19 protein-coding genes and 1 other annotated feature are annotated in these 16310 nt (G+C 38.4%); of the genes, 13 read left to right on the top strand and 6 right to left on the bottom strand.

Features of this window, described 5'->3' with window-relative positions:
• Positions 1-90: 90 nt before the first annotated feature.
• A complete protein-coding gene (locus G6554_RS08460) occupies positions 91-450 on the bottom strand; it encodes a Lin0512 family protein (RefSeq protein ID WP_166240772.1) in 360 nt (119 codons plus the stop codon).
• Positions 451-808: 358 nt separating this feature from the next.
• Between G6554_RS08460 and G6554_RS26330 the strand changes: the two genes are divergently transcribed.
• Positions 809-967 (top strand): YuzK family famiily protein, encoded by a 159-nt coding sequence (locus G6554_RS26330; protein ID WP_481747914.1) that lies wholly within the window; start codon positions 809-811, stop codon positions 965-967.
• 172 nt (positions 968-1139) lie between these two features.
• The gene (locus tag G6554_RS08465) at positions 1140-2354 is read left to right on the top strand and encodes an MDR family MFS transporter (protein ID WP_242637869.1); all 1215 of its coding nucleotides are present in this window, start codon (positions 1140-1142) and stop codon (positions 2352-2354) included.
• 79 nt (positions 2355-2433) lie between these two features.
• Here the strand turns inward: G6554_RS08465 and G6554_RS08470 are convergent, their stop codons facing one another.
• Entirely contained in the window at positions 2434-3378 is a 945-nt protein-coding gene (locus tag G6554_RS08470; protein WP_166240705.1) for an aldo/keto reductase family protein, read from the bottom strand.
• 192 nt (positions 3379-3570) lie between these two features.
• Between G6554_RS08470 and G6554_RS08475 the strand changes: the two genes are divergently transcribed.
• The 4 genes from G6554_RS08475 (at position 3571) to G6554_RS08490 (ending at position 8205) form a co-directional block, all read left to right on the top strand.
• On the top strand, positions 3571-4311 hold the full coding sequence (locus tag G6554_RS08475; protein WP_166240707.1) for a DUF2161 domain-containing phosphodiesterase: 741 nt from the start codon (positions 3571-3573) through the stop codon (positions 4309-4311).
• A gap of 62 nt (positions 4312-4373) precedes the next feature.
• On the top strand, positions 4374-6035 hold the full coding sequence (locus tag G6554_RS08480; RefSeq protein ID WP_166240709.1) for a sensor histidine kinase: 1662 nt from the start codon (positions 4374-4376) through the stop codon (positions 6033-6035).
• Entirely contained in the window at positions 6032-6811 is a 780-nt protein-coding gene (locus G6554_RS08485) for a LytR/AlgR family response regulator transcription factor (protein WP_166240711.1), read from the top strand. The genes G6554_RS08480 and G6554_RS08485 overlap by 4 nt, the downstream gene beginning before the upstream one ends.
• A gap of 146 nt (positions 6812-6957) precedes the next feature.
• Complete coding sequence (locus tag G6554_RS08490) at positions 6958-8205, top strand: L-lactate MFS transporter (protein WP_166240714.1); 1248 nt, start codon at positions 6958-6960, stop codon at positions 8203-8205.
• Positions 8206-8296: 91 nt separating this feature from the next.
• Here the strand turns inward: G6554_RS08490 and G6554_RS08495 are convergent, their stop codons facing one another.
• A complete protein-coding gene (locus G6554_RS08495; protein WP_166240716.1) occupies positions 8297-8971 on the bottom strand; it encodes a cell wall hydrolase in 675 nt (224 codons plus the stop codon).
• 400 nt (positions 8972-9371) lie between these two features.
• On the opposite strand from G6554_RS08495, the gene spxA reads away from it, so the two are divergent.
• From spxA to G6554_RS08515, 4 genes are all read left to right on the top strand, one after another.
• The gene (gene spxA / locus G6554_RS08500; RefSeq protein ID WP_166240718.1) at positions 9372-9767 is read left to right on the top strand and encodes a transcriptional regulator SpxA; all 396 of its coding nucleotides are present in this window, start codon (positions 9372-9374) and stop codon (positions 9765-9767) included.
• 71 nt (positions 9768-9838) lie between these two features.
• A complete protein-coding gene (locus G6554_RS08505; protein ID WP_166240720.1) occupies positions 9839-9973 on the top strand; it encodes a BA3454 family stress response protein in 135 nt (44 codons plus the stop codon).
• 156 nt (positions 9974-10129) lie between these two features.
• On the top strand, positions 10130-10543 hold the full coding sequence (locus G6554_RS08510) for an RrF2 family transcriptional regulator (protein WP_166240722.1): 414 nt from the start codon (positions 10130-10132) through the stop codon (positions 10541-10543).
• Between the two features lie 108 nt (positions 10544-10651).
• Entirely contained in the window at positions 10652-10987 is a 336-nt protein-coding gene (locus tag G6554_RS08515; protein ID WP_166240724.1) for an IDEAL domain-containing protein, read from the top strand.
• Between the two features lie 74 nt (positions 10988-11061).
• On the opposite strand, the gene G6554_RS08520 is transcribed toward G6554_RS08515, so the two are convergent.
• The 3 genes from G6554_RS08520 to G6554_RS08530 all read right to left on the bottom strand — a co-directional run bounded on the left by G6554_RS08520 (position 11062) and on the right by G6554_RS08530 (position 13042).
• Entirely contained in the window at positions 11062-11583 is a 522-nt protein-coding gene (locus G6554_RS08520) for a hemerythrin domain-containing protein (protein ID WP_166240726.1), read from the bottom strand.
• A 221-nt stretch (positions 11584-11804) separates the two neighbouring features.
• Positions 11805-12515 carry an SGNH/GDSL hydrolase family protein gene (locus G6554_RS08525; RefSeq protein WP_166240728.1) on the bottom strand — a complete coding sequence of 237 codons (711 nt, stop codon included), beginning with the start codon at positions 12513-12515 and terminating at the stop codon, positions 11805-11807.
• Between the two features lie 155 nt (positions 12516-12670).
• A complete protein-coding gene (locus G6554_RS08530; RefSeq protein WP_166240776.1) occupies positions 12671-13042 on the bottom strand; it encodes a YkvA family protein in 372 nt (123 codons plus the stop codon).
• A 225-nt stretch (positions 13043-13267) separates the two neighbouring features.
• Positions 13268-13490: a binding site (T-box leader), on the top strand.
• A 62-nt stretch (positions 13491-13552) separates the two neighbouring features.
• On the opposite strand from G6554_RS08530, the gene G6554_RS08535 reads away from it, so the two are divergent.
• The 3 genes from G6554_RS08535 to G6554_RS08545 all read left to right on the top strand — a co-directional run bounded on the left by G6554_RS08535 (position 13553) and on the right by G6554_RS08545 (position 16305).
• Positions 13553-15256: a 2-isopropylmalate synthase gene (locus G6554_RS08535; RefSeq protein WP_166240730.1), complete on the top strand. Its 1704-nt coding sequence runs from the start codon at positions 13553-13555 to the stop codon at positions 15254-15256.
• 272 nt (positions 15257-15528) lie between these two features.
• Entirely contained in the window at positions 15529-15954 is a 426-nt protein-coding gene (locus G6554_RS08540; RefSeq protein WP_166240732.1) for a hemerythrin domain-containing protein, read from the top strand.
• Positions 15955-15993: 39 nt separating this feature from the next.
• The gene (locus G6554_RS08545) at positions 15994-16305 is read left to right on the top strand and encodes a hypothetical protein (RefSeq protein ID WP_166240734.1); all 312 of its coding nucleotides are present in this window, start codon (positions 15994-15996) and stop codon (positions 16303-16305) included.
• The last annotated feature ends 5 nt before the right edge of the window (positions 16306-16310 follow it).

Genomic DNA, 16310 nt, shown 5'->3' on the forward strand with positions numbered 1-16310 from the left:
AACGGTAAATGGAATCATCTGCCTGAACCCCCATGTGCTAGTGTTACCCAGTGGGGGCCAGGCATCGATTCTCTCGTACCATTTTTTAAACTAATAGCCAACTTCAACCGATGCGACGACTATGTACATCATATCATTTTTATCTCCCTTATCCTCGAGAGCAATCCCGCTAGTTGTCATCATTCCTCCATCCATGACTTCCACTGTAACACTACCATATGGCAGAGCCTCTTTTACAGCATCGATATCAAGGTTTTCTTTCTCACATGGAATGGCAAGTTTCACATTCACTTTCATATGATCAAGACTGTTTTCAGGGAGCACCGAACGAATGCCGGGCATGGAATTATAGTGAATAGCATTTTTTACAGCGCGAACTGCTGCTTTTGTAATATTTTGGCCATGTACATCAATCCCCATCCCAGTTTCAATAAACATTAATTTTTCCATCATTGATTCATCTTCCTCTCCATATTCTTTCACTACAATATTTTACCGCTTTTCAACCACTTTGTTAAATTTCATCCACATTCCATTTTCAAAATGATATAGCGCAGTAAAGAAAAGGTTCTGTAGCATATGGAAGGATATGGCTAAAAAATTAAGAACATTGGAGTTATCTTCCCGAGTTTGGATGACAATCCGTTATATAGCATAATTCACCGTATTTTCGACTTTGTGTGACCTTGAATGCAATGATAAGATGAAACCTACGTAAAAGAACAATTCGCCAAACGAAAAAAACTGAAAGGAATGATTTTTTATCAATCATTTACAATTAAGTTATACGAGCGAAATGGAAAAAGCGATGTATAGCGCTCACGGTGTAGGTTATGAGGAGTATAGCAGATCTCATTCAGTAAGAATGAGGGTCGAAAAAAGCCGTGAAAGGAATTATAATACGTGTCGCAGAATGGTTGCTGACCTTGACCTACTTGTTCATTTTAATAATCGCTTAAAGTTATGAGATAAGGGAAACCAATGTTAAATTACACTGGTTTCCCTTTATATTAGTGCCCGGCCAAATAAATCTTTCTCTTCATTTGTCATCGTTCTTTTTTCGATAAGAAAATTCTTTACAACTTTTGCACAAATTGGTTAACTTGATAAAGAAGCTTATAAATTGCGAGGCATTACATATGATGAAAATTAAAAACTATGTTGGACAGTTCCACCCGATTGTATGGGTTTTATTAATTGGCACAGCGTTGTCGAGGGGCTCCGCATTCATGACTCTGCCGTTTCTATCAATCTATTTATCAAGACATATGGATCTGTCACCAGTTATTATCGGCATAACAGTCGGGATGAGTCCATTGATGGCGACGGTGGGAGGATTTATTGGCGGTCATTTATCGGACAGGTATGGTCGTAAACCAATCATGCTGGTCTCATTGTTTATGGTTGCATTTGTTTACTATGGATTCACCGTGGCGACAGGACAAGGATGGTTTATCCTATTAAACGCTTTAAATGGCCTTAGTAACTCATTCTTTGAACCAACAGCACAAGCGCTAATGGCTGATTTAACCGAGAAAACTAAGCGGATGAGGGTGTATTCCCTACGATATACTGCGATGAATATCGGAGCATCCGTTGGTCCACTTATCGGAGCGTATTTAGCCAACACCTCGGCTAAGTTATCCTTCGGTATAACAGGGACAATCTATTTACTTTACGCACTTGTATTAGTTTACTTTTTAAAAAGGCTTGAAGTACCAGTATCACAAGAAAAACATAACAAGAAGGTTGTATCCTTTGGTGCTGCTTTTCAGATAATTAAAACGGATAAGGCCTTAAGATATTTAATCATTGGAATCATTTTGGTCAACATGGGCTATGTTCAAATTGATTCAAATCTGCCGCAAATATTAGAAGGCACAGTCGAAAATGGTGTCTTTATTTTTTCCTTGTTGATCACTATTAATGCTGTGATGGTTGTAGTCCTGCAAATGCCAATTAGCCATCTGGCTGAAAGATTTAAGTTAATGCAGGTAATGGTAGTTGGTGCCTTTTGCATGGCGGCTGGATTGATTGGTTTTAGTTTTGCCAGCGGGTGGGTGACCTGTATTATAGCTATCGTCTTATTAACGTTAGGAGAAATATTAATCTTCCCTTCTAACAGTATGATGATTGACAAGCTTGCGCCAGAACATTTGCGTGGAACTTATTTTGGAGCTGCCCAATTCCGGAAAATTGGCAACTTCCTTGGCCCAGTCATCGGTGGTTACCTTCTTAGCCATTTCAATGGTCAAATCATGTTTTGGGTAATGGCACTCGTAACGATCGGAAGTATCATTTTCTTCACATCCGGTAATAGATCCAGAGTAGAAAAAGGCGAAAAGGCAGTTTAACTATGAGCAAACTGCCAAAAAGCGTCTTAACGATAAACCTGAAAATGCCTCAGGATTCAAACCCTGAGGCATTTCTTCGTTATTTTAATATATCCTCGATTCTTGCAAGTGTTTCTGCGCTTAATTTCACGCCTGAAGCTTTAACGTTTTCTTCGATTTGCGCTGGTCGGCTTGCACCCACTAATGCGCTTGCAACATTACTCTGTCTTAAAATCCAGGCAAGGGCAAGATTGGCAAGCGAAAGATCATTTTCTTGGGCCACACCTTTTAATAATTCGACTTTATCAAGATTCTCGTCGGTTAATAATCCAAATAGGCTGCTGTATTTTTCCTGTGCGGCACGAGTACCTGCGGGAGCTTTTTCCCCCTTTTTATACTTACCTGTTAAGACACCTTGTGCAAGCGGCGACCAAACGACCTGGCCAATTCCATGCTTTTCTGAAACTGGGAGGACTTCTTTTTCAATATAGCGCTGCAGCATGCTGTATTGCGGCTGATTGACAACGATCCGGTCGAGTAGTTTTTTATCAGCGAGATGGACAGCTTCGCTAATTTGTTCGGCTGTCCACTCGCTCACACCCACATATAAAACCTTTCCTTGGCGGACAAGATCATCAAGTGCGCGCAATGTTTCGTCGAGTGGTGTTTCAGCATCAAATCGATGGCAATAATAAATGTCGACATAGTCCGTGTTAAGTCGTTTTAAGCTTGCGTGGCATTGTTCGATAACATGTTTGCGAGATAAACCTTTGTCGTTAGGTCCATCACCCATTGGCCAAAATACCTTCGTGGCCAGTACAAATGAATCACGGGTATATTTCTGAAGGGCCTTGCCTACGACAATCTCAGCTTCCCCCCGCATGTAAACATTGGCTGTATCAAAAAAATTTATTCCTAAATCGTATGCCTTATCAATTGATGCGGTCGCATTTTGTTCCTCCACATATCCACCATACGTAAGCCAGCTACCCAAGCTTATTTCACTTACTTTTAACCCTGTTTTTCCTAAGCGGCGATATTCCAAAATGATTCCCCCTAAAAAAATTTCGTGATTCAAAGTAAAAGTACTACATTTAGAGTTAAAATGTCTACTATTAGAAACTTCTCTGGAACGAATATTTTTTCTTTTCCTCCATTTCTAGTAGAATTATAATCAATCTTGATAAAGTGAATAGGCAATATGACTAGTTTGATGTAAATTGGATGGTGAATACAAATGACTGAAATAAAAAAGCTGCTAGAGGTAGATTTATATAAACCCATTCAGGCATATTTCTTACGTGAAGAGTATGAGGTTTATGGCGAGGTGAAGGATTGTGATATTGCCGCAATAAAAGGTGATGAGTTAGTTGTTATTGAATTAAAGCTCAACTTAAGTGTGGATCTACTAATCCAGGCCACAAAACGACAAAGGTTAACGGATCAAGTTTATATTGCGATACCAAGACCAAGATATCGATTGAATTCGAGGCAATGGGCAGATAAATGCCATTTAGTTAGAAGGCTTGAGTTGGGTTTGATTGTTGTTTCATTTTCAGGCAATCGAACAAAAGCAGAAATAATATTTCCTCCAACTTCGTTTGATCGTCGTAAAAGGATCGGTCAAAGTAAGCCAAAGAGAGCAGCCGTAATGAAAGAAATCAATGGTCGGAGTGCGGACTTCAATATTGGTGGAAGTAATCGGACAAAAATCATGACAGCCTATAAAGAAAATTCTATCCAAATTGCCTGTTATCTTGAAAAATTGGGACCATTATCGCCGAAAGCGTTAATTCAAATGGGAACCGGTCATAAAACTTCCTCCATTCTAACCAAGAATTATTATGGTTGGTTCGAAAGAATTAAGCGTGGCACTTATGTTATTAGTGAGAAGGGAAAACAAGAGGTTAAGGAGTATTCGGACCTTATTATTTATTATTTGGGAATAATACCAAATAATGATGTGCCATCGGAATGAAAGTATTTCTGCAAGTATGCCCCATGAATTGGAGGTACTTGAACTATAGAAAGGAAATTTAGATGAATACAACTTTAGAAATGCTGATCCATTTATTTGAACGAGCTGCTTTGCTCTTAATTTGCCTGTTCTTTATGATCCGTATCCCGAGATTTAAGGAATCTCTACAAAAGGACCACCATTCCCCCATAGAGCGAGTGATCATTACGTTTGTGTTTTGCTTATTTGCCATTTTTGGTACGTATTCAGGAATTAATGTGGAAGGGTCGCTCGTTAATGTTAGGATCATCGCTGTCGTTTCGGGGGGAATCTTGTTTGGACCCTGGGTAGGAATTATTACCGGGATTGTATCAGGAGTCCATCGATATGTAATTGATATTGGTGGACCCACTTCCATCCCCTGTTTGATTACGAGCATTTTAGCGGGGATTTTATCGGGATATATAAACCAAAGTGTGAAGAGGTCTTTGCGCTGGATTTATGGAATAGTGGCCGGGATGTTGTCTGAAATTTTGACAATGGTACTGATTCTTGCGATGGCAAATCCATTCGAGTTAGGGTTGGACATTGTCTCTAAAATCGCTTTTCCGATGATTGCAGGTGAGGTTAACATTGGCTTAATTGTTTTGCTTGTAATGAGTGTCGAAGGTGAAAAGGAAGTAATTGCAGCGAAACAGGCAAAGTTAGCATTGGATATCGCAAACAAGACATTACCATACTTTCGATCGATTCATTCGGATTCCCTGAAAGAGATCTGCCATATAATCAAAAATGATATCAAGGCCGATGCCGTTGCGATTACAGATACGAAAAACGTGCTTGCTTATGTGGGTTTTGGGGAAGAACGATATGTAATCGGGCAGGAAATCATTAGTGATTTGACCAAAGAGGCGATTCACAGCGGGAATTTCATTATTCGAAATCAGGTGGCGGATCATCATACACCCCAAATTCACTCCTTGCTCATTGTCCCCTTTGAGGAGAGTGGAGAAGTGACGGGAACACTTAAAATCTATTACCGCAAAGCCTATAAAATGACCTATTCACTACAGACCATGGCCATCGGATTATCGCAAATTATCTCCACACTGATGGAGGTATCCCGGATTGAACAGATTAAGGAAGCTGCGAACAAGGCGGAGTTGAAGGCACTCCAAACAAAGATTAATCCTCACTTTTTATTTAATGCACTAAATGCGATTGCCTCCACTACACGCAGAAATCCAGACAAAGCACGTGAGTTGATTATCAATCTTTCTGGCTATATGCGTTACAATTTAGAAGTTAGTGATGAATTAATTGATATCCATAAAGAATTGAAACAAGTCCGTGATTACGTGGAAATAGAGAAAGCTCGTTTTGGCCATCGATTAACGGTTGTTTACGAGATTGATGATGTACAAGTCAACATTCCAAGTCTGCTCATCCAGCCGTTAGTCGAAAATGCCATTATTCATGGGATCTTAAAGATAAAAGGTCCAGGTTTGGTGACTATCGCGGTGAAGGATTTAGGAAATAAAATAAGAATAAGTGTTAAGGATACGGGGGCTGGAATAAGTGAGGATGTCATTCAACAATTGTTGCTAGATGATGTACCATCAAACAAAATCGGTTTGTATAATGTTCACCAGCGAGTGAAACTCATTTATGGCCATGGATTGGTCATCCACCGTTTGTCACCCGGAACAGAAGTTTTTTTTGATATCGTAAAGGAGAATATATGAAAGCGATTATTGTGGAAGATGAAGTACCAGCTCGCGAAGAACTGGAGTATTTAGTTGGAGCCCATAGTGGAATCGAAGTGACCAATTTCTTTGACGATGGCTTAGATGTTTTAAAATTTTTGCAGGAGCATGAAACAGATGTCATCTTTTTGGATATTAATATCCCGTCCCTTAATGGAATGTTGTTAGCGAGTACCATCAGTAAATTCACAAAAAGACCTTATATTGTCTTTACTACTGCCTACAAAGAGCATGCAGCCCAAGCATTTGAACTCGAAGCCTTCGATTACATCTTAAAACCCTATGAGGAGAAGCGGATTGCCGCAATGCTAGGCAGGCTGGAATCTGCTTTTAAACGAGATCGCGCAGAGACACCCTTATCGGATAGAAAGCTCGAACCTCAACTGAATTCTGGGAGGCAGCAAAGAGAATTCACTTCGAATTCTGCTAGTCGGATTAATTTGAAAAAGAATGACAAAATTATTGTAACAGACGCGAATGATATTTATTATGCTCTAGCAAGAGAAAAAGCTACCTTGGTGTATACCCAACAGGAGGAGTACACGATGCCAATGAGCATCACGGAATTTGATTCCCTTTTACCAGTTGACCTTTTTTTTCGCTGTCACCGTTCTTATACGGTTAATTTGACCAAAATTCGTGAAATTGTTCCTTGGTTTAATCAAACCTACATATTACGACTGAAAGATCTTAACGAGGAAATTCCCGTTAGCAGAAGCAAAGTAAAGGAATTTCGACAAATTATGCATCTTTAACCGCCATTCATTCCGAATTATAGGCATTTCATTCTGAAAACGGTTTCTACTTTTTTTCGATGCTATGATGATGATGTAAACAAAATCAATTAAAAATTCTGATGGTCATACATTATCATTTTTTTAGAAGAAAAGAGGAGATCAAATTGAAATCAAGTGCAGATCGTCGCTGGTTGATTGTAGTAGGAACTATTATTGTTCAGATGGGATTAGGTACCATCTATACTTGGAGCCTTTTCAATCAGCCCTTAGTGGACCACTTTGGTTGGAAATTAAATTCAGTTGCCTTTACTTTTTCGATTACTAGCTTAGCTTTGGCTTTAGCAACGTTGTTTGCTGGAAAACTGCAGGAAAAATGGGGAATTCGCCGGTTAATTGCTTGCGCCGGATTTGTGCTTGGCATAGGATTAATCATCAGTTCTCAGGCGTCTTCGTTATGGATGCTGTATATTTTGGCAGGGGTTGTGGTTGGTGCAGCAGATGGTACGGCCTATATTACATCGTTATCAAATTTAATTAAGTGGTTTCCGGAAAGAAAAGGCCTTATTTCAGGTATCTCTGTTGGAGCATATGGTACAGGAAGTTTGCTATTCAAATTCATTAACGGGTCACTCATCCAATCCGTCGGTGTTACCCAAACATTCTTTTTCTGGGGATTAATTGTCATGATTATGGTTGTTGGTGGTTCATTCCTTGTTCGGGAAGCAAAGATCGCTAAAGGGAATCAAACTGTTGGCGGCAGTATTCAAAAAGATTTCTCAGTTAAAGAAATGCTTAAAACGAAGGAAGCTTATCTTTTATTTGTTATTTTCTTTACTGCATGTATGAGCGGCTTATACTTAATCGGAATTGTTAAGGATATTGGGGTTAGGCTTGCAGGACTTGATATTGCAACGGCAAGTAATGCTGTGGCATTAGTGGCCATTTTTAATACAAGCGGACGTATTATTCTTGGAGCATTATCGGATAAAGTAGGGCGTTTGCGTGTCGTTTCAGGCGCACTTCTTGTCACTGCAGCAGCTGTAACGGTATTAAGTTTTGTTCATGTAACCTATGGGGTATTCTTTGCTTCAGTTGCAGCTATTGCATTTTGCTTTGGCGGTAACATCACGATTTTCCCTGCCATTGTGGCCGATTTCTTTGGCTTGAAAAATCAGAGCAAAAACTACGGTATTATTTATCAAGGATTTGGAATCGGTGCCATATCAGGATCCTTTATTGCTTCTTCATTAGGCGGCTTCATTCCTACCTTTAAATTAATTGCCGTTTTAAGTATTGTTTCAGTATTAATAGCGATGTTAATCAAGTCACCGGGCAATGGAAAAATAAAAATGAAGGAAAAGAGAAATCATGGTGAAGTCCGTAGTCTTTCACCAGAGTCAAAAGTTAGTTAAGAAAATTAAGTGCCTGACACCCCGCAGTACTATCGCTAGTACAGCGGGGTGTCAGGCACCATTTTACTTATTTTTCCATATTTACCTCTCATTATTTAGCAAATACATGATCCCCAATTGTTTTCACTACTTCACGGGTATGAATCCAATTATCCGTAGCAATTTCTGGGTTATAGAAATAAATAGAATCATTTAAACGATCTTTTCTTGTTAATGCTTCCTCAACTGCTAGTTTCGCTTCCTCTGATGCAGGTTTATTAATTTCACCATTTTGAACAGGTGAAAACGCATAGGTATCGCCAACAACTTCTTTAATCACACCTGTAACTGTATTCGGGAAGTGTGGAGAATCGACTCGATTTAATACGACAGTTGCAACCGCCACTTTTCCTTCCTCTGGCTCACCTTTTGCTTCTGCTTCTACCAATCGGGCAAATAAATCTTTCTCTTGACTTGATATGGAAACGGCAGGATCCTCTGGTTCTTTTACCGTCACTTCTATTTTGGGATTTGATGGTTGAATTACTACTGCTTGCATTTTATCAGGGTTTTGCAACATTTCTTCTATATAAATGCCGTCGTCATGACGGTTAAGATCTTTATTATCATCAATAGTTAAACCATATTGTTGGCCAAGTTCCAAAAGGTTCTTTTCTTTTATAACTTGATTTTCGGTAACAGCCTCGACTGTATTATTTTGTAAACTGATAAATGCAAGTGTAGCAACACAAGCTACAACTAATTTTCTCGTATAGCTGTTTTTCATGTGGCTACCTCCTCTAAATTTGTATGATACTACCTTACCATCTGCGGGTTTCGTGTTACAGAACAGGACTGTTACTTTTTTTGTTAGTTTGATGAACAACATTACAGGGAAAATAGAATTATGACATTATTCCTGAATAAATGACATATTCAACCCAATATTGCGAAATAGAGGAATATTTTACTGGGAATTTTAATTGACCTCTGAAAATCACAATAGTACCTGACTCCCAGCACGCTAAAGTATTAGGACTTGGGGGCAGCTACCTTTAATTGTTTATTAGACTAAAACTTTTCAATTGACAAAATGAACTGTAACGATTATTGTTACAGTATGGTAACTGTAATATTTTTTATTACATTTATGTATTTGCCAACTACACTAAGGAGTGTGTAAAAGCATGGTAACTGTGTATACAACCCCAAGTTGTGCCTCATGCCGAAAAGCAAAAGCTTGGCTTGAAGAGCATCAAATTGACTATGTAGAAAGAAATATATTATCTCATCCCCTTACAGTTGATGAGATTAAATCGATTCTTCGTTTGACAGAAGAGGGGACTAGCGAGATTATTTCCACTAATTCGAAGTCATTTCAAGCATTGCACGTAGATTTTGAATCTCTTTCGCTTAATGAATTGTATACAATAATAATGGAACATCCCAAAATGATGCGTCGGCCAATTATCCTGGACGAAAAAAGATTACAGGTTGGATATAACGAGGACGAAATTCGTAGTTTTCTGCCTCGAAGGATACGAAACTATTTATACACCGAGTTGCAAAAAGCGGCAAATTAAAATGAAAACGACGGGTATTAATGCTTAGTCTTTTCATTGAATCGAAAGCCTAATTAAGGGAGGAAAAACGGATGATTGAAGTATTCGTGACAGTCCATTATAAAGATAAAAATTACCATACCAATGTTATAGTGAAAAAAGATATGACATGGCAGAAAATTAAACGGATAGCAGAGAGGCAAGTCAAAAAACAATGGGATAGGTAAATAAATCGGCTTTGCGAAAGAAATAGAGTACTTAGTGCTTGACTAGTCAATCTGTAATACTTAATATTACAGTACGTGATTACTTTTATAACAGATGCAAAAAACAGTGGTACTAGGAAAAACGGTGAGATGTTTTCTTACTTAGGAGGCAAACACATGAATAGTGATTTTACCCTTGCCATTCATAGTTTAACTTTACTTGCACTACAGCCGGACCGCATGTCAACGAGTGATGCAATTTCAGAAAGTGCTGGTGTCCATCCGGTACGAATCCGAAAAGTGCTAAGTTTGTTAAAAAAACATGGATTTATTAAATCAAAAGAGGGAACGGGCGGCGGATTTATTTTTGCCCTAGATTTAAGTGAAGTGAATCTTTGGGATATATATAAGATAACCTCTGATGGCGCATTAAAGCCTAAGTGTCCAGAAGCAAATGAAAAGTGTATTGTAGGGGCAAATATGCAACGAGTCCTTTGTGGCATTTTCTTTGGGGCGGAAGAGCATATGGGAGAATATTTAAAGGATTATACAATCAAAGAAGTGGTTGATCTTGTTAATCAGGAGAATTAACAAATGGATGAATGGAGATCACCTTCAATAAATGTATAAAAAAGTTACAGATTATTGAAATCCGCCATATTCTAAAATGAAATACTAAAATGAAGAAGGTGAAGAAGTATGTATTCCAATAATAATGCGATTCTAAAAACAGGGGATTGGGTTAAGGCAGAATCACAGGATGGTGCGTTAATCATTGGATATATTGAATCATTATCTAGTGTTGATGGGGTAGTAAAGGTAACCGTTGTTACTAGTGACAATAACCAAACGATTGGCAAAACTATACCTTTTTTAAGCAAACAGGTTAAGTTGCTGCCTGTTTCAACTGTAACTAATAAGGCACAAATTGAATTTCTTCTAGACCTAGCCTTATCAACTGGGGATAAGGAATGGTTTTTGGCGCTTTCTTCGAAGTTAAATGCGATGAAGCAGCTTGTTGATGGAGTACATTGACCAGTTAAAATCGAGAAAAAAGAGCCCATTCCTTTTCGGAATTGGACTCTGTTATTTTGATGTTGTATCGTAAATTACTTTTGTTCGGAAACTCTTTGGTTTACCAATTCTTTCTCTTCTGGGGTAAACATCCGTTCAGCCATCGGATATAGGACCTGTTCTTCTTTGGCAAAATGGTTGATTAAAGTATGGTAAGCATTTTTGATCAAGGCTGCATTTTCGATCATGTCCTCGGATGAAAATTCTGTTTGCTTCTCCGTATTGGAAAAGAATTTATGGATATATCCATTTGCTTGTTCGTGTTCGTATTCCATGACCGAAATAGGGCCGCCGTTTTTACCGAGATACTCTTCCATCATTCGGAATAAAATATCTTCCTCACGTACGGAATGATGCTCAAGGTCTGTGAAAAATTGATGTACAGCCTGAATTAACTCTGTGAAGGAACCGCCTTGTTCCTCTACTACTTTTTCACATAAAGAATGTAAAGATTGAAGACCGTTTCGTAATGGGATATGTTCACTCACCAATTTATGTAAACCTTCTGAAAGTACTGCTGGACTATTTCCAAATGAGTTGCTTGGACAACCTTGCATGGGAAAAATCTCCTTTCGATTATCATTGCTATAAGTATATACAAACGAAAATCTTTTTATTGTGATATAAATCACTTTTCGGCGAACAGTTTGTACGAACATCTTACAACATATTATGAAAAACGAAGAAAGAGAGCCGAGACAATAAAATGCCGGCTCTTTTTTCTAATGCCCCTGCCAAGGATATTAATTTTAACATAGTTTTACTTACCATACATACCCTATCTATTTGACGTCTGAATCTGATGATCTTGCCATTTACTCAAAAAATTAAAGACTGCGATACTAAAAGCATTATAGCCTTCTGCTGTTAAATGGATCCCATCCTCGCTGATTAAATTAATGGAGTCACCTGCTTTTTTAATTGCCGTTCTAACATCAATTTTGGGTACCTTTAGCTCATCTGCCAATTTATTTAAATGGTAGTTATACATCCCATGCCAGTGTTGAATGCCCCCCATTTTACCGATCCAGTTTCCAATAGAAGTGCTATATTGGGTGGAAATGGTCTGATAATATCTGACTGGGTCGAGCGGTGGTAAGGTAGCTATAATTGGTATAATACCACTATCTCGCATTTTTTTAACAATTTCACTGATATTCGATAAATACCGTTGGAGTGAAACAGTTGCTTGATGTTCCTCCATAGGTTTTTTGATAATTTCATTCCAGTTAAAATTGCAGTCGTTTCCGCCAACTTCAATAATCGTATAATCGGGATGTTCATTAAGAACATCTCTTTCTAGCCTTGTCAACATTAAATCAGAGTTATCATTAAATACTCCTTTATTAATAACGGTAACGTCATTTTCTTCCTGTTGATTAAATAATTCTTGCAAGAAAGCAGGATAGTTTTCCTTCAGGATTCGCAATCTCCCTTTTACTACCGAGACCCCACGTGTTAAACTATCGCCAAAACAAATAATTTTCATTTATATCACCATTCTTTGGCGGATTTTTCTTTTACTTTAACATCTTTATAAAATGATTAATAATTACATTCGTCATCTTTTTGACAAAAATTTAAAAAGAGGCCAATTTTTTTGTCACATGTAGGGGGGTGATGTTTTTTGATGATGAATGATATTTACCCAAGTTTTTCATCAATATCTGTTGTATCTACATGATCACCAAACCAGTCTTTTAATTTTTCCTTTGCTTTATTTTTAATATCATCATCGATGTACATGGCCACTTGGAAGAGGGCTACTCCCAATGCACCTAAATCATCTGTGTAACCTACTCCAACCGCAAAATCGGGAATTAAATCAAATGGCAGAATGAAATATCCCAATGCGCCCATAATGATGGCTTTTGCTCTAACTGGTATTTCCGGTTTTTGCAGAGTGAAATACAAGAGTAAAACCGCATATACAACGGATGAACCTGCTTTTTTGCCAAATTTCTTTAGTTTGTCCCAAAACTTTTCATCGGAATAATTTTCACTTGCCGCTTCCATTTCTTTTTCCAAATTTTCCTCATTATTTTTCACATTTTTCACAACCCTTTCATATGCACTACTATTATTTTACTAAATCGAGAGAGAATAATGTAAAATAATCTGTTATTTACAGCATGGTCCGAGTAGAAATTCAACAAGTTATTAAAAAATGATTGGTAATAGGCCTTGATTATTTTCACTATCCGTTATAGAATAAGAAAAATCAAAAAATTCAATTAAAGTAAAAACATGATGATTGGGAGTATTAAGGATTATTTATTGTTTAGAGAGCTGTCGGCTGGTGAAAGACAGTCAATAAATCCCCCAACTCGCCCAGGAGTGGTAAGGCTGATATGTAGGCCTTAACGGTCGGCAACCGTGATCGAGTCGTAAAGTGGATTCGTTTTGTTTGTTTAACCGAATCAAAAAGAGTGGTACCACGTAGGCAAAGCCTGTCGTCTCTTATGAGATGATGGGCTTTTTTATTTTTTAAAATGGGACTATTAAAATGAAAAGGTGGTCGTGAAAATGAAAAATGTTGAAAAGTATTCCAGAGGGTATTTTATGCCCCCGATGAAAAGCTTTAAATGGACTGAGAAGGAATATATTACCGAAGCTCCAACGTGGTGCAGTGTGGATTTAAGGGACGGAAATCAGGCATTGGTGATCCCAATGAGTTTGGAGGAGAAGCTAGAATATTTCCAATTGCTTTTGGAAGTAGGATTCAAGGAAATTGAAGTAGGCTTCCCTGCTGCCTCAGAAACGGAATATGCTTTCTTAAGGACCTTGATCGAACAGAATTTGATTCCAGAGGATGTAACGGTTCAGGTGCTAACACAGTCAAGAGATCATATTATTGAGAAAACATTTGAAGCACTTCGGGGTGTTAACAAAGCAGTGGTCCACCTTTACAATTCGACTTCAGTGGCACAGCGTGAGCAGGTTTTTAAAAAATCTGAAGAGGAAATTATCGACATAGCTGTAACCGGGGCGAAATTGCTTAAACAGTATGCGGATGAGACGGAGGGGAATTTCCAATTTCAGTATTCTCCAGAAAGCTTCACCGGTACAGAGATGGAGTTTGCACTTGAAATATGTAACCGGGTACTTGATATTTGGCAGCCTACAGATGACAACAAGGTGATTATCAACCTTCCAGCTACGGTATCCATGTCCATGCCGCATGTTTATGCCAGCCAAATTGAGTTTATGAGCGACCACCTGAACTACCGTGACAATGTGATTCTCTCACTTCATCCACATAATGACAGAGGAACAGGAGTAGCAGATACAGAGCTTGGGATGCTTGCTGGCGCACAGAGGGTCGAAGGAACGCTGTTTGGAAATGGAGAAAGGACAGGAAATGTCGATATCGTCACTCTTGCCATAAACATGTATTCACACGGTGTAGATCCACAGCTTCATTTTGAACATATCCGTGAAATCATTTCCAAGTATGAGAAATTGACTAGAATGAGGGTACATGAAAGACACCCATATGCCGGTGAACTAGTTTTTACTGCCTTCTCAGGCTCTCATCAGGACGCCATTGCCAAAGGAATGAAATGGCGTGAGGAAGCAGAACGTCAGTATTGGGCGGTCCCTTATCTATTAATTGATCCAAAGGATATTGGCAGAGAGTATGAAGGAGATATTATCCGTATTAATAGTCAATCCGGTAAAGGCGGGATTGGTTATATTCTGGAGCAAAATTATGGGCTTGATTTACCTGCTAAAATGCGTGAAAGCTTTGGCTATCATGTTAAAAATGTATCAGACCGTTTGCATAAAGAGCTTTTGCCAACTGAGATCTATGACATCTTTACTAAAGAGTATGTAAATATCAATACCCCTGTTGAGTTTACTCATTATAGATATACGCAAAATGATCATTATGAAACGTTGGTATCAATCAGGATCAACAATGAGATTCATGAATTTACAGGTGTGGGGAATGGAAGACTGGATGCGATCAGCAATGTTTTACAAACCAAACTGGATCTTCAATATAAGGATTTAGTCTATAAGGAGCATGCACTTGAAAGTGGTTCGCGTTCGAACGCTGTATCTTATGTAGGAGTCACTGCATTAGATGGTACGGCTTATTGGGGCTGCGGCATCGACGCCGATATTATGACTTCCTCTGTAAAAGCGCTGTTTAGCGCCATTAACAACATGATAACCAACGCACAACTACCGATTAAAACAGGACTCCACGCTACAAAAAAATAACCTGATCAATGTAAATAACGTAGCTTATAACTAAAGGGTGTCAGGCACCATGTGAATTTTTCACATGTGCCTGACACCCTTTTTGTTCACAATCTAGCTACAACATTTGCTGTTATTAAAGTTTATTAATGGAAAATTTGGGGAGGATTATAAGGGTTTCCATTTTAAGTGAATTCTGGCTGCTTAGGAAAATAAAATGGTTTGCAATGTATAGAATAAGCATTAGGAAATAATTACCTTTTTATCAAGTTGAATGAAGGGAGTGAAATAACTTGTCAGGACCGAGCTTGAGAAAACCGGATGCACATTCATCCATCCATGAGGCAGCACTGAATGAGGCATTAGAATTACGTAATTTAGTACAGAAATGTCTTCATGATGGTGAAAAAGAAAAGGCCTTAGAAGTTTTAGGGGTAACAATTGAACATTGGGAAACACGGACATTGAAACATGCCGAAGCAGAGGAGGAAGGGCTTTATAGGGATATTGTCAAGGATAATCCAGAATTGGAGCATACCGTTATCCAATTAACGCGTGACCATGATCTTATGCGGCGGATCGTAGAAAATATAAAAGTGAGATTGCAAACACAAGAACCGGATAATCGGATGATTACCTTATTGGATAGCCTCGTTATTATTGATGAGATTCATAATGAAGACGAAATGAATAAACTTCTTGCGATAAGTAAAAGATAACGTAGGAAAAATTGGGTAATTTAGGGAGGCGAGGGTGAAATGAGTAATAAACCTAGTTTAGAGGAAAAGTTATTACGGTTTGCGGCACCAGCACTTTATCAGAAAATGTCTGATATCTTTTCAGACTTGAATATCCATCCCTTCGATATCCATGGGACAGTTACGAAAAGTGAAAATGGCTATGAACTCACATTACGATTTTCGCCTTCTTTTTCACAGTCTGTGACAACAATGGTGAGCTATGAACAGGCCCTAAACCCTGATGATGAGGTGGTTCGTTTTTTTGAAGAAGCCGCGGAGAAATGTAAATCGCAGTTAATTTCAGAGTACTACAAAATGATCAAACTATGAAGGAG

Source organism: Bacillus sp. MM2020_4, assembly GCF_011250555.1.
Taxonomy (GTDB): domain Bacteria; phylum Bacillota; class Bacilli; order Bacillales; family Cytobacillaceae; genus Neobacillus.